This is a genomic window from Luteimonas galliterrae (assembly GCF_023374055.1).
GTDB classification, from domain to species: domain Bacteria; phylum Pseudomonadota; class Gammaproteobacteria; order Xanthomonadales; family Xanthomonadaceae; genus Luteimonas_C; species Luteimonas_C galliterrae.
The window spans coordinates 93,686-116,683 of record NZ_JAMBEP010000004.1 but is presented as its reverse complement, the minus strand read 5'-3'; the positions used below and the strand labels follow the sequence as shown (position 1 = coordinate 116,683).

20 protein-coding genes are annotated in these 22,998 nt (G+C 66.8%); 7 read left to right on the top strand and 13 right to left on the bottom strand.

Translation table 11 applies throughout. The features are described 5' to 3' along the window. The 3 genes from M2650_RS14775 (at position 1) to M2650_RS14765 (ending at position 5,726) form a co-directional block, all read left to right on the top strand. Positions 1-1,515, top strand: coding sequence for a YifB family Mg chelatase-like AAA ATPase (locus M2650_RS14775; RefSeq protein WP_249475860.1), 1,515 nt, complete (start codon positions 1-3; stop codon positions 1,513-1,515). A gap of 272 nt (positions 1,516-1,787) precedes the next feature. After that, positions 1,788-3,545, top strand: a complete 1,758-nt coding sequence (locus M2650_RS14770; RefSeq protein ID WP_345779869.1) for a potassium/proton antiporter — start codon at positions 1,788-1,790, stop codon at positions 3,543-3,545. 99 nt (positions 3,546-3,644) lie between these two features. After that, positions 3,645-5,726 carry a S9 family peptidase gene (locus M2650_RS14765; protein WP_249475858.1) on the top strand — a complete coding sequence of 694 codons (2,082 nt, stop codon included), beginning with the start codon at positions 3,645-3,647 and terminating at the stop codon, positions 5,724-5,726. Positions 5,727-5,782: 56 nt separating this feature from the next. On the opposite strand, the gene M2650_RS14760 is transcribed toward M2650_RS14765, so the two are convergent. Further along, on the bottom strand, positions 5,783-5,992 hold the full coding sequence (locus M2650_RS14760; protein ID WP_249475857.1) for a hypervirulence associated TUDOR domain-containing protein: 210 nt from the start codon (positions 5,990-5,992) through the stop codon (positions 5,783-5,785). A 93-nt stretch (positions 5,993-6,085) separates the two neighbouring features. Further along, positions 6,086-7,258 (bottom strand): putative peptide maturation dehydrogenase, encoded by a 1,173-nt coding sequence (locus tag M2650_RS14755; RefSeq protein ID WP_249475855.1) that lies wholly within the window; start codon positions 7,256-7,258, stop codon positions 6,086-6,088. Between the two features lie 346 nt (positions 7,259-7,604). Between M2650_RS14755 and M2650_RS14750 the strand changes: the two genes are divergently transcribed. Further along, entirely contained in the window at positions 7,605-7,946 is a 342-nt protein-coding gene (locus M2650_RS14750; RefSeq protein WP_249475852.1) for an NHLP-related RiPP peptide, read from the top strand. On the opposite strand, the gene M2650_RS14745 is transcribed toward M2650_RS14750, so the two are convergent. The 4 genes from M2650_RS14745 to aceB form a co-directional block, all read right to left on the bottom strand. After that, positions 7,943-10,573: a putative peptide modification system cyclase gene (locus M2650_RS14745; protein WP_249475850.1), complete on the bottom strand. Its 2,631-nt coding sequence runs from the start codon at positions 10,571-10,573 to the stop codon at positions 7,943-7,945. The two genes, M2650_RS14750 and M2650_RS14745, sit on opposite strands and share 4 nt — an antisense overlap. 33 nt (positions 10,574-10,606) lie before the next feature. Continuing rightward, a complete protein-coding gene (locus tag M2650_RS14740; protein WP_249475848.1) occupies positions 10,607-11,650 on the bottom strand; it encodes a GGDEF domain-containing protein in 1,044 nt (347 codons plus the stop codon). A gap of 263 nt (positions 11,651-11,913) precedes the next feature. After that, a complete protein-coding gene (aceA, locus tag M2650_RS14735) occupies positions 11,914-13,224 on the bottom strand; it encodes an isocitrate lyase (RefSeq protein WP_249475846.1) in 1,311 nt (436 codons plus the stop codon). Between the two features lie 131 nt (positions 13,225-13,355). Further along, a complete protein-coding gene (gene aceB, locus M2650_RS14730) occupies positions 13,356-14,957 on the bottom strand; it encodes a malate synthase A (protein WP_249475844.1) in 1,602 nt (533 codons plus the stop codon). 110 nt (positions 14,958-15,067) lie between these two features. On the opposite strand from aceB, the gene M2650_RS14725 reads away from it, so the two are divergent. Further along, complete coding sequence (locus tag M2650_RS14725) at positions 15,068-16,036, top strand: LysR family transcriptional regulator (RefSeq protein WP_249475842.1); 969 nt, start codon at positions 15,068-15,070, stop codon at positions 16,034-16,036. A gap of 235 nt (positions 16,037-16,271) precedes the next feature. On the opposite strand, the gene M2650_RS14720 is transcribed toward M2650_RS14725, so the two are convergent. Both M2650_RS14720 and arfB read right to left on the bottom strand, forming a co-directional pair. Continuing rightward, complete coding sequence (locus M2650_RS14720; protein WP_249475840.1) at positions 16,272-16,883, bottom strand: lysophospholipid acyltransferase family protein; 612 nt, start codon at positions 16,881-16,883, stop codon at positions 16,272-16,274. 11 nt (positions 16,884-16,894) lie between these two features. Then, positions 16,895-17,305: an alternative ribosome rescue aminoacyl-tRNA hydrolase ArfB gene (gene arfB, locus M2650_RS14715; RefSeq protein ID WP_249475838.1), complete on the bottom strand. Its 411-nt coding sequence runs from the start codon at positions 17,303-17,305 to the stop codon at positions 16,895-16,897. A gap of 93 nt (positions 17,306-17,398) precedes the next feature. On the opposite strand from arfB, the gene M2650_RS14710 reads away from it, so the two are divergent. Next, positions 17,399-17,911: a DUF2059 domain-containing protein gene (locus M2650_RS14710; RefSeq protein WP_249475836.1), complete on the top strand. Its 513-nt coding sequence runs from the start codon at positions 17,399-17,401 to the stop codon at positions 17,909-17,911. Between the two features lie 122 nt (positions 17,912-18,033). After that, positions 18,034-18,381, top strand: coding sequence for a hypothetical protein (locus M2650_RS14705; RefSeq protein ID WP_249475834.1), 348 nt, complete (start codon positions 18,034-18,036; stop codon positions 18,379-18,381). On the opposite strand, the gene M2650_RS14700 is transcribed toward M2650_RS14705, so the two are convergent. The 5 genes from M2650_RS14700 to oleD form a co-directional block, all read right to left on the bottom strand. Next, entirely contained in the window at positions 18,375-19,118 is a 744-nt protein-coding gene (locus M2650_RS14700) for a pseudouridine synthase (protein WP_345779868.1), read from the bottom strand. The genes M2650_RS14705 and M2650_RS14700 overlap by 7 nt on opposite strands. Positions 19,119-19,232: 114 nt before the next feature. Beyond that, the gene (ubiB, locus tag M2650_RS14695) at positions 19,233-20,894 is read right to left on the bottom strand and encodes a ubiquinone biosynthesis regulatory protein kinase UbiB (protein WP_249475832.1); all 1,662 of its coding nucleotides are present in this window, start codon (positions 20,892-20,894) and stop codon (positions 19,233-19,235) included. Then, positions 20,894-21,538, bottom strand: a complete 645-nt coding sequence (locus M2650_RS14690; RefSeq protein WP_249475830.1) for a ubiquinone biosynthesis accessory factor UbiJ — start codon at positions 21,536-21,538, stop codon at positions 20,894-20,896. The genes ubiB and M2650_RS14690 overlap by 1 nt, the downstream gene beginning before the upstream one ends. 128 nt (positions 21,539-21,666) lie before the next feature. Next, positions 21,667-21,825 carry a DUF1328 domain-containing protein gene (locus M2650_RS14685; protein WP_249475828.1) on the bottom strand — a complete coding sequence of 53 codons (159 nt, stop codon included), beginning with the start codon at positions 21,823-21,825 and terminating at the stop codon, positions 21,667-21,669. 62 nt (positions 21,826-21,887) lie between these two features. Continuing rightward, complete coding sequence (gene oleD / locus M2650_RS14680; RefSeq protein ID WP_249475826.1) at positions 21,888-22,898, bottom strand: 2-alkyl-3-oxoalkanoate reductase; 1,011 nt, start codon at positions 22,896-22,898, stop codon at positions 21,888-21,890. Positions 22,899-22,998: the final 100 nt, after the last annotated feature.

The window sequence follows — 22,998 nt, the reverse complement described above, 5'->3', positions numbered from 1 at the left end:
ATGACGCTGGCGCTGGTGCACAGCCGCGCACGCGCGGGCGTAGCCGCTCCGGCGGTGAAGGTGGAAGTGCATCTGGGCGGCGGCGTGCCGCGCATGTCGATCGTCGGCCTGCCCGAAGCCGCGGTGCGCGAAGCCAAGGACCGGGTGCGCGCCGCGATCCAATGCGCGCAGTTCGAATTCCCCGCGCGGGTGATCACCGTCAACCTGGCGCCGGCCGATCTGCCCAAGGACGGCGGCCGCTTCGATCTGCCGATCGCGATCGGCATCCTCGCCGCAAGCGGGCAAGTACCGCGCGATGCCTTGGACCAGTACGAATTCCTCGGCGAGCTGGGCTTGACCGGCGAACTGCGCGTCATCGATGGCGTGCTGCCGGCAGCGTTGGCGGCGGCCGCAGCCGGGCGCAAGCTGATCGTGCCGCCGGGCAATGGCGCCGAAGCCGCGCTGGCCAAGGGCGTGGAAGCCTACACCGCGCGCACGCTGCTCGAAGTCTGCGCCGCGCTCAATGGCAGCAAATCGTTGCCGCTGGCGACCGCGCCCAGCGCGCAACGGTCGCGCGGACCGGACATGGAAGATGTCCGCGGCCAGGCGCATGCGCGGCGCGCGCTGGAAGTGGCCGCCGCCGGCAACCACCATCTGCTGCTGATCGGCCCGCCCGGCTGCGGCAAGACCCTGCTGGCCTCGCGCCTGCCCGGCCTGTTGCCGGAAGCCAGCGAAGCCGAAGCATTGGAGGCCGCGGCCATCGCTTCGGTCAGCGGACGCGGGCTCGACCCCTCACGCTGGCGCGAACGTCCCTACCGTTCGCCGCATCACACGGCCAGTGCGGTCGCCCTGGTCGGCGGCGGCGCGCAACCACGCCCGGGCGAAATCTCGCTGGCGCACCAGGGCGTGCTCTTTCTGGACGAACTGCCCGAATGGGATCGCCGCGCGCTGGAAGTGTTGCGCGAGCCGCTGGAGTCGGGCGTGGTGACGATTTCGCGCGCGGCGCGGCAGAGCGAATTCCCGGCGCGCTTCCAGCTGGTGGCCGCGATGAATCCCTGCCCCTGCGGCTGGGCCGGCGATCCGTCGGCGCGTTGCCGTTGCAGCGGCGAAGCGATCCGCCGCTATCGCGCCAAGGTTTCCGGGCCGCTGATGGACCGCATCGACCTGCATGTCGAAGTGCCCAGGCTGCCATCGGCCGATCTGCGCCCGGACGCGACGCCAGGAGAAAGCAGCGCCGCCGTCCGCGCCCGCGTCGAACAGGCGCGTGCGGTGCAGCACGATCGCGCCGGCAAAGCCAATGCGCAGTTGACCCAGGGCGAGATGTCGGATGTCTGCCGGTTGGGCGCCAACGACCAGTTGCTGTTGGAGCGCGCGATCGAAGCCTTGCAGCTTTCGGCGCGCTCGATGCACCGCATCCTGCGTGTGGCGCGGACCATCGCCGACCTCGGCGGCAGCGATCGGATACTCAGCCCGCACCTGACCGAGGCCCTGGGCTATCGCCGTATCGATCGCGGGCTGGCGCGGCTGGCGGCCTGACCCGGCTTTGTAGGAACGGCTTTAGCCGCGGGCCTTGATTGCGGTCATCCAGAGCGCAGGGAACGGCTGCGTCCCGGACAGATCCCTCGCTGCGCTCGGGATCACAGCGGAAGGCGAAGAGCTCGCGGCTAAGGCCGCTCCCACAAAGCCGCTCCTACAAAAGCTGCCCGCAGGGGTCGCTCCACCAGAAATCGCTTCCACAAGGAATCCCACCGCAGCGCAAGCCGAGCACGGCGCATTCAAGATGCGCTTGCTAGGATGCGGCATCCCCCATCGCCGAGGCTGCCTCCCTGGAAAGCCTGCACGCCATCGACCTGAGATTGCTCGGCGGGGCGCTGCTGATCCTGGCCGGCATCGTCTCGTCCCTGCTCGCGCGTCGTTTCGGCGCGCCGTTGCTGCTGGTGTTCCTGTTGCTGGGCCTGTTGCTGGGCGTCGACGGCCCGGGCGGCATCCGCTATTCGGACACGCGCTTCACTTTCCTGGTCGGATCGCTGGCGCTGGCCATCATCCTGTTCGACGGCGGCCTGCGCACGCGCGCGGCGCACGTACGCGGCAGCGTGAAGCCCGCGTTGTTGCTGGCCACGGTGGGCGTAGTCGCCACCGCCGCGCTGACCTCGTTCGCCGCGATGAAGCTGCTGGACCTGCCGCCGCTGGAAGCTTTCCTGCTCGGCACGATCCTGGCGTCGACCGATGCGGCGGCCGTGTTCTTCCTGTTGCGCGCGGGCGGCCTGCATCTGGAGCGCCGCACCGGCGCCACGCTGGAAGTCGAGTCGGGCGCCAACGATCCCGTCGCCGTATTCCTCACCATCGGCCTGACCCAATGGATCGCCGGCAAACACGACGGCGGCGTGGCGATGATCGCGCTCAGCATGGTCTGGGCGATGGCCGCGGGTTTGGCGATCGGCTATTTCGGCGGCCGTTGGCTGGTCGCCGCGCTCAACCGCTACAACCTGCCTTCGGGACTGCATCCGTGGCTGGCCCTGGCCGGCGCGGTGGCCTTGTTCTCCTTCGCCAACCTGATCGGCGGCAGCGGCTATCTGGCGGTGTACCTGGCCGGCATCGTCATGGCGAACCGGCCGGTGCGCGCGCGCGCGCAGGTGATGTCGGTGCAGGACGCCGCCACCTGGTTCGCGCAGCTGGCGATGTTCCTGTTGCTGGGCCTGCTGGCCGCGCCCAACAAGCTGTTCGATGTGCTGTGGCCGGCGCTGGGCGTCGCTGCCTTCCTGATGTTCGTGGCGCGGCCGATGACCGTCGCCGCCTGCCTGCTGCCGTTCCGCTACCGCATGGCCGAGATCGGCTTCATTTCCTGGGTGGGCCTGCGCGGCGCGGTCGGCATCTTCCTGGCGTCGATCCCGCTGCTGGCCGGCCTGCCCAATGCCTCGCTCTATTTCAACGTGGCCTTCGTGGTGGTGCTGGCCTCGCTGATCGTGCAGGGCTGGACGCTGGCGCGCGCCGCGCATCTGTTCGGCGTGGCGGTGCCGCGGCCGGATCCGAATACGCGGCGCATCCAGTTGGACCTGCCGGGCCAGTTGGACTACGACATGGTCGGCTACCGCATCGCCGACGGCAGCGCGATCCTGCGCGGCGCGCCTTTGCCCGGCCGCGTACGACTGGCCATGGTCGCGCGCGAGGGAAAATTGCTGTTGCCGGACGAAGCGGGCGAATTGATGGCTGCCGACTACGCTTATTACCTGGCGCCGAGCGGACGCGCATCGCGCCTGGACTGGCTGTTCGCCGAAGCCGCCGATGCGCGCATCGCCGAGGACGAAACCTTCGGCAGCTTCACCTTGCCCGGCGACGTGCCTCTCGGCGAACTCGCCAAGTTCTACGGTCTGGCGATCCCGCCGCGCTTCGCCGCCAGCACCGCCGCGCAATTGTTCGACGAACGTTTCGACGAACAGCCGCAAGTCGGCGACAGCGTCACGCTGGGCCGTGCCATGCTGGTGGTGCGCAGCCTGCGCGACGATCGCGTGGCCCAGGTCGGGCTGAAATTCACCGGCGTCGGCGAGCGCTTGCTCAGCGGCAAGTAGCCCTGCCTTCCGGCACTTCGTTTAACGCGTCACAAACGTTTGACTGGCCGCGTCCCTGTAAGTTCGCCGCTCCGCCACCCACCGCACCAAGGAGAGAACATGCAACGTCGCCTCATCCTGGCCTCGAGCCTGGCCTTGGCCCTGTCGGCCTGCACCGGCAAGGATCCATCCGCCGACGCCGCGGCGCCCGCCACCCCTGCGCCCGCTGCGCCAGCGGCCGAAGCCGAACTGATCTCCCGCGAAGCGCTGTTCGGCAACCCCGAGCGCGCGGCCGTGCAGATCAGCCCCGACGGCAAATACCTGAGCTGGGTGGCGCCGGTCGACGGCGTGATGAACATCTGGGTGGCGCCGGCCGACGATCCGGGCAAGGCCAAGTCGATCACCGACGACAAGGCCCGCGGCATCCGCCAGTATTTCTGGAGCTATCTGCCCGACACGCTGCTGTACTTGCGCGATACCGGCGGCGACGAGGACTTCCATCTCTACAGCGTCAACCTGACGTCCGGCGAAAAGCGCGACCTCACGCCGTTCCCCAAGACGCGCGCCATGGTCAGCGGCGTCAGCCATCTTCATCCGGAATCGATCCTGGTCGGCATGAACGACCGAGATCCGAAATGGCACGACCTGTACAGCGTCGACCTGGCCAGCGGCAAGCGCACCTTGGTCGAAAAGAACACACAGTCCTTCGCGGGCTACATGGCCGATGCCGATTACAAGGTGCGCATGGCGTTCAAGCCGCGTCCCGACGGCGGCCAGGACCTGCTCGCACCCGACGGCAAGGGCGGCTGGAAGAAGGTCGACGACATCCCGTTCGAGGATTCGCTGACCACCAGTCCCGCCGGCTACACCACCGACGGCAAGACGCTTTATTTCGTCGATTCGCGCGGCCGCAACACGGCGGCCTTGTTCGCCGTCGATACGGCTAGCGGCGAAAAGAAACTGGTGCTCGAAGACGCGCGCGCCGACGTCGGCGATACGCTCAGCGACCCCAAGACCGGCGTGGTGCAGGCGGTGGCGGTGGATTACCTGAAAGAAGAATGGAAGCCGCTCGATCAAAGCGTCGCCGCCGACCTGAAGAAACTCGAAGCCATCGGCCCCGGCGAAATCTCGATCAATGCGCGCACGCTCGACGACAAGACCTGGATCGTCGCCTACTCGGCCGCCGAAGCGTCCATCGTCTATTACCGTTACCCGCGCGGCGGCGAGCCGGTGAAGCTGTTCTCGGCGCGTCCGGCGCTGGACGGAAAACCGCTCGTGGCGATGTGGCCGCAGGAGATCGAATCGCGCGACGGCCGGAACCTGGTCAGCTACCTCACCCTTCCCAAAAACGCCGATGCCAACAACGACGGCAGGGCCGATAAACCGGTACCGATGGTGTTGCTGGTGCATGGCGGCCCGTGGGGCCGCGACGGTTACGGCTACAGCAGCATGACGCAGTGGCTCGCCAACCGCGGTTATGCGGTGCTGTCGGTGAACTTCCGCGGATCCACCGGCTTCGGCAAGGATTTCGTCACCGCCGGCGACCGCGAATGGGCCGCCAAGATGCACGACGACCTAATCGATGCCACCGAATGGGCGGTCAAGCAGAATGTCACGACCAAAGACCAGGTCGCGATCATGGGCGGCAGCTACGGCGGCTACGCCACGCTGGTCGGCATGACGTTCACGCCCGATGCGTTCAAGTGCGGCGTCGACATCGTCGGCCCGTCCAACCTCAACACCTTGCTCAGCACGATCCCGCCGTACTGGGCTTCGTTCTTCGAGCAGTTCGCCAAGCGAGTGGGCGATCCGCGCACCGAAGACGGCAAGAAGCTATTGGCCGAACGCTCGCCGCTGACCCATGTCGACAAGATCAGCAAGCCGCTGCTGATCGGCCAGGGCGCCAACGATCCGCGCGTCAAGCAGGACGAGAGCGACCAGATCGTCAAGGCGATGAAGGCCAAGAACATTCCCGTCACTTATGTGCTGTTCCCGGACGAAGGCCATGGTTTCGCGCGGCCGGAGAACAGCAAGGCCTTCAACGCGGTGACCGAGGGTTTCCTGAGCAAATGCCTGGGCGGCCGCGCCGAGCCGATCGGGCAGGACTTCGCCGGCTCCAGCATCACCGTGCCAGAAGGCGCCGATGGCGTGCCCGGATTGGCCGATGCGCTCAAGTCCCACAAGCAGGACATCCGCAAGTAGGTCGGGCCCACGCGCCCGACGCCTCGCGGACCCATGCGTCGGGGACGTGCCCCGACCTACGGCAGCTTGCGCAACGCCGCGCCCTTGTGCGCGGCGATGTGATCGGTCTTGTCGCTCTTGATCTCGTATTGCGGATCTTCGGCGCTGGCGTGGCGGGTGTGGCCCTTGTAGTCGAAATCGCGGGTATGGATCTTGACGATCCGCCCGCGCACGCGGCCGGCTTCCGAATTCCAGCTGACGTGATCGCCCACTTGATATCGGCGCATCGATCTCTCCTCCGCGAGGGCGGCCAGGGACGCAGTCTGCGATCGCGGCCGTCGAGGCGGCGTGGATGCGTCCGATGCGCCTGCCGTCCGGCATCAAACGGATTTGCGCGGCCAGACCTTGTTGTTGGGATCGAACTCGGATGTCGCCATGCGCTCGGCGCGCGCACCGAAGCCGCACACCGCCAGCGGGCCGTCGACGCAATTGATCAATCCGAAAGCCTGTTCGATATCGGTTTCGTTGATGGCTGCGGTGATGAAGGCGCCCAAGCCCAGTTCGGTGGCCGTGAGATACAAGGTCTGCGACAAATGGCCGACATCGAGAATGACCACGCGATAGGCCTTGGCATGGTTGCGGTACTTCCAGAAATTGCGCACGAAGCGCGGCGCCAGCACCACCAGCACCGGTGCATCGGAAAACCAGTGCTGTCCTGCTACCGCGAGGCGTGCGAATGCGGCCAGATCTTCGGGCGAAGGCAAGGCTTCCAGCGCATGATCGCCGGCGTGATAGTGGTACAGGCCCGGGGCGACGCCTTCGACGCGCTGCACGATCAGATAGGCCTCGGTCGGATGCAACGCGCCGCCGGATGGGCTGGTCTTCTTCAACACGTCGAAACTGTCGGCGGCGTGCACGTTGCCGCGCGCACCGAACGTGCGCGCCAGCACGGCTGCAAGCGCGGCTTGCGGCAGGAATGCCGAAGCATCGAAATTGCGGCAGGTGCTGCGCCGATCGAGCAGATCTTCCAGCGGGCTGGCATCGGGCGCAGGCAACGGCAGCCGTTGCGCGGCTTGCGCCCTGGCATGCAGCTCGCTTGGCGGCGCGCCGTAACGGGTACGCATGCCTTCGGCGGTATCCATGCCTTCTTCGGCGACTTCGCGCGCAGCGTCCAGACCGCACCAGCGCGAATCGGCGTGCAACAGCGCGGCCGGGCCGAACCAGTGCTGCTCGCGGAAACGCTCATCGGCCAGCCGCTGCGGATCCCAGGCTTTGCCGCGACCGATCACCAGGCCGGCTTTCATCAGATCGCGAAGGCGAGCGCCATGGCGTTCGCGCAACGGCGCGGCATCGACCCAATCGTTCGGGCTGAGCGAGCCGAGCAGTTCGACGTCGGCGGCTTCGATCGACAACGGCGCGTCCAGTTGCGGCGCATGCGCGAACCACCGCATGGCGCTGGCCACGCCGGTGCCGCCGGCCAGCAGGTTTTCGAGTTCGAAGCGCGCCGTTTCCTTCGGCTCCAGCCACAGGACCGCGCAACGCCTGACTCGCATGCCCCACTCCGGTCCTCGCTCGAGCCGATACGTTAGAGGCAGATCGACCGGCTTCCAAGAAAAAATATGTCCGCGGCCGTGCGAAACCAATAAAACGGCCTGACCGCTCTTCAAGGCTTCATGGCCCGACGGGAAACGTGCGGCGAGGCGCGGTAGCCGTCGCAACCGATCATCCATCGGCCCATCCGCGCCGAGAGCTTTCGCATCGATGGATCGGACCCCGCCCGCTTCGGGCTGGTTCGCGCCCTCGGAGTCGGCGGAAAAGCGGCTCGCCGCGCTTGCTACCGACGCACGACAAGGGTAGCGTCGCACCCTGTTGTGTGACTCATCACGAAGGGGAACGTGCATGGCAACGAAGAAAACGGGGAAGGGTCCGGGACCCGCGCCGCTGGATCCGAAGGTCGTCAAGAAGCTATTGGACCTGTTGTCCACCGACAACGAGTTCCGACGGCTGTTCAAGAAGGATGCGAATGCTGCATTGGTCCAGGCGGGCTACAAGCCGCCGGCGGCGACGAAGGCCCTGACCACAGGCCTCACGGCAACGGCCACGGCCGGCGCATGCCTGCAGATGGGTGCGGGCGACAGCATCGCCACCAAGGAAAGCATCGCCCGCGACCGCGCAAAACTCGAGGAAGCGATGTCGCTGCCCTTCAGCTTCCGCTGCCCGGCCGCGCTGCTCGCCAGCTAACCCTGCAATGCCGCCACCCGGGTACGCAGGTACCCGGGCAGGTTCGCCTCTTTCCATGCCGACAGGAACTTGTCCAGCGCCTGCTTGGATTCCTCGTCGCGGCCCAGCGCTTTCAGCAGCTCTGCCGCATCCAGGTCCGCTACGGTCGTGCTCGCCACGGCCAACGGATCGAGCAGGCTGCTCAGACCGCGTTCCACGAAGGCACGGCCGCGATGCGAAGCCACCCACCGCGCCTGCGCCAACGCGCCTTCGTTATCGCCGCTGTCCCGCAGCGCACGGCCGAACGCCGCATGCGCCAGCAGCAAGGCGTCGTCGCGTTTGACGATAGGCGCCAGCCGATCCGCGGCGGCGCGGGCGCGGCCGGACAACCGGTCCTTTTCCGCCAGCAGGACCTGATGCAACTGCGCGGTGGCCGGATGCTGCTCGACGATGCCCTCGTCGCCCGGCTTCGCAAGCGCCTGATCCAGCAGGGCGGCCTGGCCGCTCGCCGCCGCGAGATAGCCCAGCGACATCCGGTATTGGGCGCGGTAGATGGGATAGACCGCATCGAACTGCGCGGCGCGTTGATCGAACCAGCTCAGATGATCCCGCAGCACTGCGGGATCGGCGCGGCCGTCGCCGGCGGCGATCATCGCCGCCGCAGCCGACCAAACGCGCCAAGTAGGCTCCAGGAACATCGTGTCGTCCGCGCCGATCTTCGCCATGGCGCGATCGGCGCAGTCTTTCGAACGCGGCCAGTCCGACCTGTCGAGCGCGGTGATCAGGCAGTACTCGAAATCGTCGAACTCCTTGGGCACGAGTTGGCTGCCGCCGCGTTTGGAAAAAGCCCGGTCCGCTTCTTCGAACCGTCGCTGCGCCTCGTACGCGTACGCGTAGGCCAGGCCTCCGCCTTCGTAACCGCCGGTGCGGGAGGCTTCGAATGCCTTGATCGCCTGCGGATATTGCTCCATGCCCAGCAGCAGCATGCCTTCCAAGTATTGCGCGCTCGAGCGATCGACGAATTGCGCGGCATTCGCCGCGCGCGCATGCGGCAGCATGGGCGCGAACTGGTTGGCCAGCATCCATCCGTCCTGGGCCATGCCGAAGCGCGCGTTGTGCGCGTCGGGATAGGTTTCCACCAGTTGCTGCCATTTTCCGACCAGCGCGGGCACCGGACCGAATCGCGCCAACAAGGTTTCGAGCGTGAGCGCTTCGCGGGTGGACAAGTGGTCGCGCATTTCCGCTGCCGCTTCGAAATTCCGGCGGCCCTCGGCCATCTTGCCTTGCGCGGTGTAGACGCGGCCGATCGCCACCTTCGCCAAGGCGAACTGCGGATCCAGTTCGAAGGCGCGCGTGTAATAGCCCAGCGCGGCCACGGCATCCCCCGAGGCGTCCTTCTTCTCGCCCAGCGCGTAGGCTTTGAGCGCATCCAGGTTGGACGTGCTGACCTGCGGCAACGGCGCCGAATCGCGTTCGATGGATTTGATCGCTTCGCCCAGCTTGCTGCGCAGCTCGCCGGTCACCTTGTCGATGGATTGCAGGGCCGAAGCTGCGCCGGTGCCGTCGGCCGATTCGGCGTACACCGTGGTCTGCGTATGCGGGTCGACCACCTCCGCGCTGACCCGCACGCGGCCGCCGACTTCGGCGACGGTGGGCAGGATCACCGCGCGCGCGCCGTCGCGCAGCGCGACTTCCGATGCGGTGGCGCGATCCAGCGGTTCGCCCGGCTTGCGTTTCATCAGCGCCAGGGTGTCGCGTACTTTCAGGTCGCTCAGCACGTTGACGTAGCGCGACTGCTCCAGGCTGATGCGGAAGGCCTGTTCCAGCGATTCGTCCAGCACCGGCTGGCCAGTGAGGTTGCGCAGGTCGCCGACCACCACCCAGTCGCGTTCGTTGAAGGCGATCGCCGGCGGCGATCGGGTCAGGAACCAGCCGCCGACGCCGAGCACGGCCAGCAACGCCATTTCCGCCGCAAGCGCCACCGGCCGCCGCCACAACGGGATGTCGCGCCACGCCTTCGCCGTGTGCTTGGGCATGCGCAACGCCGCCAGGCCCGGCTCGCCGACTTCGAAAATCTCCTGGGCGTTCGGCACGCCCTTGAAGCGCCAGCGGCCGTAGGATTTCCACACCAGATGCTGGCCGCGCTCGCCCAGTTCGCTGGCGGCGCGGTGGCTCATCGGTTCGGCCACCGCCGACAGCAGGATCTGCCCGGGCCGCGCCAGCGACATCAATCTTCCCGCCAACGGCTTGGCCAGACCCTCGACCTCGAGCGACTTGGCGCCGGCGCGCACCGCTTCGTCGCTGTTCTGCCAGGTCAGCACCTCGCCCACGTGCAGGCCGGCGCGCGCCTGCAACCGCAGCTTGCGCGCCTGCCCCAGCTCGTGCAGCCCGCGCATGTAGTCCAGGGCGAAACCCAGGCCGTCGATCGGCCTTTCGAACAGCAGCAGCAGGCCGTCGGAACGATCGATCAGGCGTCCGCGCCAACGCTGCTGCAGCTCCAGCACCAGCCGGTCGTGCTCACGGAACAGCGCCGCGGCCAGCGCATCGCCCAGGCGCTCGACCAACGTGGTCGATTCGCACAGATCGGTCAGCAGCAACGTGCGGACTTGCGGCGTGGTGGTGGCGCCAGCCGCGGGCTGATCATTCATGGCTGGCTGCATCCTTGAGTCCGTCGCCCCCGGTCATCCTTGCGCGTCGCCGTCCTGCCATTCGACGCGATTGCCGCCCAGCCGTTTGGCGCGGTACAGGGCCGCATCGGCCTGGGCGTACCAGGCGTTCCAATCGCTGTCCGGATCGATCAGGCAGGCGCCGACGCTGACCGGGCAGACGTGCGGCGGCGATTGCGGCATCTGCAGCAGCCCTTGCGTGGTGCTGACGATGAAGTCGGCGTAGCGCATCACCTTCTCGGGATGCTCGGCGGTGATCAGCAGGCAGAACTCGTCGCCGCCGAGGCGGCACGGGATGTCGTCGGGTCCGGCCACCGAACGCAGGATGTTGGCTACGCTCTGCAGCACCCGGTCGCCGACCAGGTGGCCGTGCTCGTCGTTGACCTGCTTGAAGCGGTCGCAATCGACCAGCAGCAGACCCATGCTGCCCGGCATGCCGATGGCGCGGCTTTCCTGCAGGTGCAGGGTCAGGCCGCGGCGGTTGTACAGGCCGGTCAGGTCGTCGGTGCGGATCAGCTCTTCGGTCTGGTTGAGCTGGTGGGTGGTGGCATGCAGGTGGTCCAGCGCGTTCTGCAGTTCTTCGTTGCGCAGGCGCAGGCGGCGGATCAGGCTCTGCTCGTTGAGCACCACGCGCATGATCGTGCGACGCAGGAACTGCGCCAGCATGCGCGGATTGCGCTCGACCATCTTTTCGAATTCGGGTTGCTGCAACACCAACAGGACTCCTGCCTCGGCCATCACGGCGCCGGCGCTGCGGGCGTGGTCGCCGATCAGCAGGGCCAGTTCGCCGAAGAATTCGCCCGGACCGAGCGACTTGGCGGTCAGGTCGTCGCCGAAGTCCAACTCCACCCTGCCTTGCGCGACCACGAACATCGTGGACCCGTGATCGCCGCGGTGGAACAGGCGTTCCCCGGCCTTGACATGGCGCGGCGTGGCGAACTCGGCGAACAAGGCGTATTCGTCGGACGTAAGCGAAGCCGTACCCATCTCGCCCGGGTGCGCGGCTTCCAATGCGTTCGATGCGCGGGCCGACGACGGCGCCGCGGACTGACGATTCATCCTTGTCTCCCCCGGATTCGTCGCGGCCTTCAGGATACCACTCGTTCCGGTTATCTGAATGCGACGCAAGAAGCGGGAGAGACCGGCCATTGCGGGAAATGCCGGAGCCCTGAAAGGCCAGAATGGCGAAGATGCGCTTTTCGTAGGAGCGGCTTCAGCCGCGAGCTCTTCGAGATCGCGGCGGTCCGGCAAAGCTCGCGGCTGAAGCCGCTCCTACGAAATGCAGGGCTCGCGCCCTCCCATGTAGGGGCGCGCCCGGGCCGTTACGCGGCCTTCTCGGCCTGGAACTGCTCTTCCTCGGTGGAACCTTTAAGTGCCGTCGTCGAGGACTGCCCGCCCTGGATGGTCTGGGTGACGGTATCGAAATAGCCGGTGCCCACCTCGCGCTGGTGCTTGACCGCGGTGAAGCCGCGCTCGGCGGCGGCGAACTCGGCCTCCTGCAGTTCGACGAAGGCGCTCATCTGCCGGCGCGCGTAGCCGTGCGCCAGGTTGAACATCGAATAGTTCAGCGCATGGAAGCCGGCCAGGGTGATGAACTGGAACTTGTAGCCCATCGCCGACAGCTCTTTCTGGAACTTGGCGATGGTGGCGTCGTCCAGGTTCTTCTTCCAGTTGAACGACGGCGAGCAGTTGTAGGCCAACAGCTTGCCGGGGTATTTGGCGTGCACGGCCTCGGCGAACTTGCGGGCGAATTCCAGGTCCGGCTTGCCGGTCTCGCACCACACCAGGTCGGCATAGGGCGCATAAGCGACGCCGCGCGAGATCGCCTGGTCCAGGCCGTTGCGGGTCTTGTAGAAGCCTTCGACGGTGCGCTCGCCGGTCATGAACGGCTTGTCGTTGTCGTCGATGTCGCTGGTCAGCAGATCCGCGGCCTCGGCGTCGGTGCGCGCCACGATCAGCGTCGGCACGCCCATCACGTCGCTGGCCAGGCGCGCGGCGGTCAGCTTGTCGATCGCCTCGCGGGTGGGCACCAGCACCTTGCCGCCCATGTGGCCGCACTTCTTGACGCTGGCCAGCTGGTCTTCGAAATGCACGCCGGCCGCGCCCGCCTCGATCATCGCTTTCATCAGCTCGAAGGCGTTGAGCACGCCGCCGAAGCCGGCTTCGGCGTCGGCCACGATCGGTTGCAGGAAGTCGATGCTGTCGCCGCGGTCATCCTCATTTTTTTCGGCATGTTGCAGCTGATCCGCGCGCAGCAGCGTGTTGTTGATGCGCTTGACCACTTGCGGCACCGAGTTGGCGGGATACAGCGACTGGTCCGGATACATCTCGCCTGCGACGTTGGCGTCGGCCGCCACCTGCCAGCCGCTCAAGTAGATCGCCTTCAAGCCGGCCTTGACCTGCTGCATCGCCTGGTTGCCGGTCAGCGCGCCGAGCGCGTTGACGAAATCTTCGGTGTGCAGGTAGCGCCACAGTTTTTCGGCGCCGATCTTGGCCAGCGAATGCTCCACCGGCACGGTGCCGCGCAGCCGCACGACGTCTTCGGCCGCGTAAGCGCGCGTCACGCCCTTCCAGCGCGGGTTGTTGGTCCAGTCCAGCTTGATCTGTTCGGCGGTGGGGAGGGAGGTTTTCATGGTGGCGTCCTTGTTGGATCGAGAAATGGGCCGTACGGGTTTTCGTGTTGCGGCTCTCGTAGGTGCGAATTTATTCGCACGCTCTTGATGGCAAAAAAGCGTGCGAATAAATTCGCACCTACGAAAAGCGGCTACTGCAGACTTTCGTAGGCTGGCAAGGTGAGGAAATCCTCGAGCTCGTCGCGATGGGTCAGCTCGTCGAGCATGGCGATGGCTTCGGGCACTTTCTCGGCGCCGATCACTTTCTCGCCGGCCAGTTTCGACGGCAGGTTCAACAACGCGCGCTGCAGCAGCGCGAAATCGACCGGCGTGCCGTCGTCCAGATGCAAAGCGCCGTGGTGCAGCCACTGCCACAACTGCGCGCGCGCGATCTCGGCGGTGGCCGCATCCTCCATCAGCCAGTGGATCGGCACGCAGCCGTTGCCGGCCAGCCAGGCGGCGAGATAGCGCACGCAGACTTCGACGTTGCCGTCGAACCCGGCGCGGGTGATGCTGCCGATCGGCGCCGCGATCAGCGCGTCGCGCGAAGCGATCACGTCGTCGCGGCCCACGCTCTGCTGGTGCTTGCACGGCATGCCGTCGTTGAAGATGGCGCGCGCGATCGGGATCAGCGCCGGATGCGCGACCCAGGTGCCGTCGTGGCCGGCGCTTACTTCGCGCAGCTTGTCGGCGTGCACGCGCGACATCGCCGCGGCATTGGCTTCGACATCGTTGGCGATCGGGATCTGCGCCGCCATGCCGCCCATCGCATGCGCGCCGCGTCGGTGGCAGGTCTGGATCAGCAGCTCCGAATAGGCCTTCAGGAACGGCTGCGCCATCGTCACCTGGCCGCGCTCGGGCAGCACGCGGTCGCGGTGCGCGCGGAAAGTCTTGATATAGGAAAAGATGTAATCCCAGCGCCCGCAGTTGAGGCCGACGATGCGCTCGCGCAGCGCGTGCAGGATCTCGTGCATCTGGAATGCCGCAGGCAGCGTCTCGATCAGCACGGTGACTTTGATCCGTCCCTGCGGCAGGCCGAGCGCGTTCTCGATGTGCGACAGCGCGTCCTGCCATAGCGCGGCTTCCTCCATCGACTGCAGCTTGGGCAGGTAGAAGTAGGGCCCGCGATCCTTCGCGGCGAGCGCCTGCGCGTTATGGAAAGCGAACAGGCCCAGATCGAACAGGCTGGCGCCGATGCGTTCGCCGTCGATCAGCACGTGCTTCTCGTCCAGATGCCAGCCTCGCGGGCGCACGATCAGCACGGCTTGTTCTTCGAACGGCTTCAAGGCGTAACGTTTGCCGTTCTCGTTGACGAAATCGAGCGTATCCGCGACCGCATCGCGCAGCGCGCGCTGGCCGGCGATCAGGTTGTCCCAAACCGGCGCGGTCGAATCCTCGAAATCGGCCATATAGCAATTGGCGCCGGAGTTGAGCGCGTTGATCACCATCTTCGGGTCGACCGGGCCGGTGATCTCCACGCGGCGGTCGAGCAGCGCGGCCGGGATGTCGGCGACGCGCCAGTCGCCGTCGCGGATCGCGCGGGTGTCGGCGCGGAAATCCGGCAGCTCGCCGGCATCGAACTCGGCCTGCCGGCGGCGGCGGGCGGCGAGCCGGGCCTGGCGCTGAGGCTCGAAGCGCCGGTGCAGGTCGGTCAGGAAGTCGAGCGCGGCCGAGGTCAGGATCTCGGCCTGCCCCGGCGTTTGCGCCGTCACTTCGACGACGGCGGGATCCCTCGGTTTCATCACTGCCGACATGGGCGGCTCCGGTGTTCGTGTCCGAACCCACCGTGCGCCCGAGTACTGTATTTGACAATACAGTTTTTTCAATGCTAAGTATTAGCTGTACTTATACACGTTTGAGATCAATGGTTTCCCCAGGCTCAGACAGCCCCCGTTTTGCTTACAAAGGCGACCGCCTTAAGCCTTTACGGGCCTTCTGCCAGACCGCACGCCTGGGTTCGGTATCGCGGGCGGCCGAGGCGCTATACGTGAGCCAACCGGCCATCACCCTGCAATTGCAGGCACTGGAGCGGGACATGGGGGTGCGCCTGCTGGAGCGCTCGGGCCGGCGGCTGACCCCTACCCGGGAGGGCCAAATCCTTTACGAACTGGCCCGGCCGCTGGTGGAAGGCATCGACGGCCTGGACGCCGCGTTCCGCGACGAGGTCGGCGGCCTCGACGCCGGCGAACTGCACGTGGCGGCGGGCAGTTCGACCATCCTCTACCTGCTGCCCAAGATCGTGGCCGCCTTCCGCGAGCAGCACGCGGACGTGCGCTTGGCGCTGCACAACGTGACCGGCGCGGGCGGCCTGGACCTGCTGCGTTCGGATGCGGTCGACCTCGCCGTGGGATCCATGCTCGACGTCCCCAGCGACCTCAGCTACGCACCGGTCTACCGCTTCGACCCGATGCTGATCGTGCCGCGCGACCATCCGCTGGCGAAGAAGACCGACCTGAAACTGGAAGACCTGTCGCCCTACGGCCTGATCCTGCCGCCGAAACGGCTGACCACCTATCGCCTGGTCGATCTGATCTTCCAGCAGAACCGCGTGCCCTACACCGTGGCGTTGGAAGTGGGCGGCTGGGAAGTGATCAAGCAATACGTGGCCATGGGCCAGGGCATCAGCATCGTCACCTCGATCTGCCTGACCGATGCCGACCGCGAGCGCCTGGCCGCCCGGTCGTTGGCGAAATATTTCCCGGCGCGCAGCTACGGCGTGGTGATGCGCAAGGGCAAGTTCCTGTCGCCGCAGGCGCGCGCGTTCGTCGATCTGATCCAGCCGGATTTGTTCGTGCGGGGCGGTTACGACGAGACCGGGCATTCGGAGCGTTAGCGCTTTCGCCCCCTTTGAAAAAGGGGGCCATCGGCGAAGGCCGATGGGGGATTTGCTCTTGATCTTGCCTTGGCTTTTGTAGGAGCGGCTTCAGCCGCGAGCTCTTGATCTTGCTGGTGGGCTAGAAAAGCTCGCGCCTGAAGCCGTTCCTACAAAAGCAGGATCAAAAGCAAATCCCCCTTAACCCCCTTTTTCAAAGGGGGAAACAGCAGGGCTCATGCCGGAGCAGCAGGGCTCATGCCGAAGGCTGCACCACGTTGCGGTTTTTGCCCCGCCACGGCGCATACCAGCGCTGGATGCGCGCGATGTCGGCGGCCATGTTGTCGCCCAGTTCGAACGGCGGCCCGATGCCGATGATCTTTTCCGGGTAATGGAAATACGCCGGCAGCACCGGCACGTCGGCGGCCTTGGCGATCTTCCAGAAACCGGTCTTCCAACGCTCGACGTATTTGCGCGTGCCTTCCGGCGCCAGGCCGTACCAGAACTTGTCGCGGCTGTGGATCAGCGCCGCGGCCTGTTCCACCACGCCCTGCGGGGCGTTGCGGTCGACCGCGATCACGCCCATGCGGCGCAGGATCGGTCCGAGCGGCCACCAGAACAGCTGGTGCTTGCCGAGGATCTTGATGTCCAGCCCCAGCGCGAGTTTGGCCGCGAACCCCCAGATGCCGTCCCAGTTGGACGAATGCGGCGCGCCGATCAGCACTAGTTTAGGGATGTCCGGAAACGCACCGGCCATGCGCCAGCCGCCCAGGCGCAGGATGCTGCGGCCCAGCCAGCGCCCGAACGCGTTCGGCTTGACCCGCGGGGCGTTCGGCGGCAGCGGCAGTACCACGTCGGTGTCGGTCATCCGTCCCTTCTTCAATCCCAGTCGCGTTGCGAACGCCCCTTCTTGATCGTACTGCGTTCGCGCTTGGCGTCCAGCCGCCGCGCTTTCGCGGCGCGGCTGGGCTTGGTGGCGATGCGCGGCTTGGGGGCGGCGCGGCCGGACTCGACGAACGCGGCCAGGCGCTCGCGCGCGTCCTGTCGGTTGCGATCCTGGGTGCGGAAACGTTGCGCGTTGATGACCAGCACGCCCTCGGCGGTGACGCGCCGGTCGCGCTTGGCCAACAGGCGCGCGCGCACGGCTTCGGGGAGCGAGGGCGATTGAGCGATGTCGAACCGCAACTCCACCGCCGTGGCTACCTTGTTGACGTTTTGCCCGCCGGGCCCCGCCGCGCGCACGAAGCGCTCGCTGAGTTCCTGCTCGGGGATGTCGATGCGGCCGCTCATGGGCGGATTGTAGTGCGGTGCGGCCGCAACGAAGGCGGATTGACGGACGGCGCCGGCCTGCCCGACGATGGCGGCCTCGCTCAGGGGGTGCCTATGAAGAAGCTATCCGCCGCGCTGCTCGCCGCCGCGCTCTGCTTGGCCGCGCCGTTCGCGATGGCGGCCCAGCCCAGCGATGCCCAGGTCGACAAACTCCTGGAAGTCATGCGCGCCCGGCAGACCATCGACGCGATGATGCCCCAGGTGGCCGCATCGCAACGGCAGATGGTCGCGCAGATGACCGCCAACCAGAAGCTGTCGCCGGAGCAGCAGGCCAAGCTCGATCGCTTGCTGGACAAGTCGATGGCCAGCATCGCCCGCGCGATGAGCTGGGACAAGCTGGAACCGGTCTACCGCGACATCTATCGCCAGACTTTCACCGGCGAGGACATGGACGCGATGATCGGCTTCTACGGCAGCCCTGCCGGGCAGAAGCTGCTCGACAAGATGCCGCAGCTGATGCAGAACACGATGGCCGGCGTGCAGAAACTGCTGGTGCCGATGCTCGAAGAGATGCAGCGCGATATCGAAGCCGAGATCAAGGCCGCCGAGACCGACCGCGCGCCGTAACCGGCCGCGCCGAGGCATTCTGAACGGCGGCGTTGACGTTCATCACACCTCCGCACAGCGTTGTCGCCGTCGTCATATGGGCAGGCGTATGAAGACGGCAACCCCGCTCGCTGGAGGTGGTTATGCAAGCTGCCGCGATCCTGTTCGGCCTAGCCGCCGTGGGCGGCGTGATCATGGCTCTCATCCGCTGGAGCGGCGCGCCGCGGCCGCCGGACTGGCTGGCGATGGGCCACGGCTTGCTCGCTGCGGCCGGTTTGACGTTGTTGATCCACGCGGCCGTCACGATCGGCCTGCCGGTGCTGGCCCAGGCTTCGCTCGGGTTGTTCGTGCTCGCCGCATTGGGCGGCGCCTTCGTCAACCTGCGCTATCACGCGCGCCAGTTGCCGTTGCCCAAGGCGTGGATCGTGATCCACGCATCGCTTGCGGTGATCGCATTCGCGCTGCTGCTGGCTGCGCTGTTCGGTTACTGAGCGCTCATCGGCGCTTCGAACAATGCCAGGGCGCGCTCGAATTCCGCGTCGACAGGCGCGCTCGCCACGATGCGTTCGCCACTGATCGGATGCAAGAACGCAAGTCGTTGCGCATGCAGCAGCATGCGGTGGATGCCGAGCATGCGGAACACGCGGTTATGGCGGCCGTCGCCGTGGCTGGTGTCGCCGATCAAATGATGCGACATATGCTTCAGATGACGCCGAATCTGGCGGAAACGGCCCGTTTCCGGCGATGCGCGCAGCAACGCATAACGCGAGGTTTCGAATCCGGCCGACGGCATGTCCAGCTCGGCGGTCGCGAGCCGCACGAATCGCGTCACCGCGGGTTTCTTGAGCGGCTTGCCCGGACCGCCGTCCAGCGGATAATCGACCGTGAAGGCTTGTTCGGGCCAACCGCGGCAAACAGTCAGGTAATCCTTTTCGACTTCGCGCGACATCAGCGTCTTGCCCAGCGCCGAAGCGGTATCGCGGTCGAAGGCCAGCAGCAGGCAGCCGCTGGTGGCGCGGTCGAGGCGGTGCACGAGAAAGATCGGCTTGCCGAACTGCTCGCGCAGGCGGTCCGCGGCGAAGTCGGTCTCGCCGCGCGCCAGCTTGCTGTCGTGGACCATCAGGCCCGCGGGCTTGTCGACGACGGCGAGCCTGTCGTCGCGATACAAAACCGGAAATCCGACGAACCGCTGTTCCTCCCCCTTTGAAAAAGGGGGATCGAGGGGGATTTGCTTTTGCTCTTGAGGGTTCATCGGTAAAGCGCAAATCCCCCCTGCCCCCCCCTTTTTCAAAGGGGGGAACAGCGGTCGCGTCGTTTCCTGTCTTCACCGGGGGAACGGCATTCAGCGGCGCGGCCAGGCGGCGAGCAGGCCCCACAAGCCGCCAAGCCCGGCCACCCACACCGCGGCGGATACGCCGAACAGCTGCGGGCCGCCGGCTTCGAGCGCGAACAGCACCGCAGCGGCGATCAACAGGCCGGTGCCGAGGATCGCCGACACGATCCGGCGTTGCATGCCCTTCATCGTCTGCGCCAGATCGGTGAGGTCGCGCGAACGCAGCGCGAGCTGGTGCTTGCCTTCCACCTGCTGGGTCAGCCAGGCGTGCAGCAGGCGCGGCATGTCCGGTGCGTGCGTGATCATTTCCGGCAGCCGCTTGCGGAATTCGCCGGCCAGCCGCTGCGGGCTGTAGCGTTCCACCAGGATCCGCTCCAGCACCGGGCGCGCCACCGCCCAGATGTCCAGTTGCGGATCGAGCAGGCGGCCGACGCCTTCGATGTTGAGCAGGGTCTTCTGCAGCAGGATCAACTGCGGCTGCAAAGTCAGCTCGTAGCGCTGCGCGGTGCGGAACAGCTTGACCAGCACTTCGGCCAGCGATATCTCCGACAGCGGCCGGGTGAAATAGGGCTCGCACACCGAGCGCGCGGCGGCTTCGAGCTCGTCGATGCGGATGTGCGACGGCATCCAGCCGGCCTGCACGTGCAGCTCGGCGATGCGGCGGTAGTCGCGGTTGAAGATCGCCATGAAATTTTCGGCGAGGTAGTACTGGTCCTCGCTGGAGAGCTGGCCCATGATGCCGAAATCCAGCGCGATGAAACGCGGGTCGAGCTTGCGTTCCGGATCGCTGTCCACCCAGATGTTGCCGGCGTGCGCATCGGCGTGGAAGAAATTGTCGCGGAACACCTGGGTGTAGAACACGCGCACGCCCTTGGCCGCCAGCGCCTTGCGGTCGATGCCGGCAGCGTCGAGGCGGGCGATGTCGTCGCTGGGGATGCCGTGCACGCGCTCCATCGTCAGCACGCGCTCGGCGGTGTGCGACCAGATCGGTTCGGGCACGTACATGTCCGGCGAATCGGTCCAGAAGCGGCGCAGCACGCTGGCGTTGGCGCCTTCGCGCTGCAGGTCGAGCTCGGCGGCCAGCGTGCTTTCGATCTCGGCGACGATTTCGCGCGGCCGGATCTTGTCGGCGCTGGGATGGGTGCGGTCGACCAGGCCGGCGATGTTCTTCAGCAGCGCGATGTCGGCGGCGATCTGGCGCTCGATGTCCGGGCGCAGCACTTTGACGACCACTTCGCGGCCGCCGGCCAGGGTGGCGGCATGGACCTGGGCGATGGAGGCGGAGGCCAGCGGCTCGGTATCGAAACTTTCGAAGGCTTCGCGCACGTCGCGGCCCAGCGCCCGTTCGACGATCGCGCGCGCGGCCTCGCCGTCGAACGGCGCCACCCGGTCCTGCAGCAGCGACAGCTCCACCGCGACGTCCGGCGGCACCAGATCGCGGCGCGTGGACAGGATCTGGCCGAACTTGACGAAGATCGGCCCCAATTCCTGCAGCGCCATGCGCAGGCGCGCGCCGCGCGACATCGCCGCGATCTGCGCCGAGGCGCGCGGCACGAACGGGCGCATCAGGCGCAACCAGCGTTCGGCGGGCGTGTTGTCGAGCAGATCGTCCAGGCGGTAGCGCAGCAGCACCCGCCCGATCTTGATCGCGCGCAGCAGAGAAGAGCCCATCAGCGCGCCTTCGCCTGCAAGCGGGCGATGCGCGCGGCGATGCGTTCGGCGTCGTCGCGCAAACGGTCGACGTCGTCGTGGAAAGCGTTCAACTCGGGCTTGGGCACCACGTCGCGCGACTCCTCGGTGACGAATTCGGCGGCGTCCTCCGCGAGTTTCGTCGCCGCGTTGCGCGCCTGCTTCAAGGCGCCGGCGACGGCGTTGGCGATCTGCACGCCCAGCACGTCGCCGAACACGGCCGCGAAAGGTTGTTGCCAGTCGGGATCGAAGCGCTCGGCGAGCCGCTGCAGGCGCCGCGCCAGGTCGGCATCGCCGGAGACATGCAGCTTGCCCACCGGCGGCGCGTCGTCGCGCTTCAGGAACGGCAGCTGCGCCAGCAGCGCGCCCAGCGTGCTGCGCACGGCCAAATCGGGCTCGCTGTCGTCGTCGACCGGGCCCACGGTCAGGCGTTCGCCGTCGACGCCGATCTGCAGCGCCAGCGGCGGCGAGGCCAGGCTCACCGTCACGCGTTTACCGGCGAGCGGGGCCAGGCTGGCGCGCGTTTCCGGATCCAGCGCCAGGGCGCGGTTCAGGGCGGCTTCGAGCGTGCGGCCGGCGAGCGGCTTGAGCGCATCGAAGGGGTGCTGGGAAGCGGCATCGTCCATGCCCGCATTGTAGCGGCAGCGCGCTGGCCGAGCCCTGGGAAGAGAAGAGAGATTGGCGGGAGGAGCGGGCAAGGAGGAACGAGCGGATCGGCCGCTCGTTCCTCATGCCTGCGCGTTCGTCTCCTGCGCTAGACGCGCCGGCCGCGGAAGAACGCGACCGCAGCGAGCACCAGGAATACGACGAACAGGATCTTGGCGATGCCGGCAGCGGCGCCGGCGATGCCGCCGAAACCGAGCACGGCGGCGATGATCGCGATGACGAGGAAGACCACGGCGTAATGCAGCATGGGAATCTCCGATGAAAGGCGGGACTGCAACGTCCGCGCCCATCATCGCGAGCGGCGGATCATCATCCGGTGACGGCTGCGTCCTTGTTGTATGAATCCTTCAGCCGCATGATGCCGTCGTGAAAAGACACGCGCGGCACGTAGCCGAAATCGCGCGTGGCCGGCGCCATGTCGTACCAATGGGTGGTGCTGAGCTGCTCGGCCAGGAAACGCGTCATCGGAGGTTCGCCGCGCAAAGGCAAGGCCGACCATAGTTTTTCGCAGACCACGCCGGCCGCATAAGCGACGCGGAACGGTATGGCCTTGTCGACTTGCGGCGCGCCGGCCGCGCCCAGCAATGCGTTGACGACTTCGCGCACCGATTTGGGTTCGCCGTTGCTGATGAAGTAGGCGCGCCCGGCGCAAGCCGCGCCCGGCGCCAGATGCTCGAAGGCGTCGAAATGCGCTTGCGCGGCGTTGTCGATGTACGTGGTGTCGATCAGGTTGTCGCCGCCGCCGACGAAGCGCAGCCGCCCTGCCTTGGCGCGCTCGACCAGGCGCGGCAACAACTGGTTGTCGCCGGGCCCCCAGATCAGGCGCGGACGCAGCGCGACCGTCGACAGCGATTCGTCGTTGGCTGCCAGCACGATCTTCTCCGCGATCAGTTTGGTGCTGGCGTAGGGCGCCTTGAGATCGTCGCCATAAGGCACGTTGTCGGCGGTGCCGCCTTCTACAGGATTCGTCGCGCGATGGGTGACGCTGGGCGTGGACGTGTAGACCAGCCGCGCCACGCCATGCTCGCGGCAACCGGCCAGCACGTTGCCGGTGCCCATCACATTGGCGCGGTGGTAGCTGTCGTAGCTGCCCCACGCGCCTGCTTTGGCGGCGTTGTGGAAAACGGCGCCGGCGCCTTCGCAGGCGGCGATCACGGCCTTGCGGTCGGCCAGATCGCCCTGCAATTGCTGCACGCCCAGCGCTTCGAGCGACGGGTACAGGCCGCGGTTGAAGCTGACGACTCGATGGCCGCGCTCGACCAGGCCGCGGCATAAGGCCTGGCCCAGGAAACCGCCGCCGCCTGTCACCAAAATCTTCACGACACTTCATCTCCGTCTTTCCGCTTTTTGTAGGAGCGGCTTTAGCCGTGAGCGCTTTCCCGCAGCTCTCTCGAACCGTGAAAAGCTCGCGGCTAAAGCC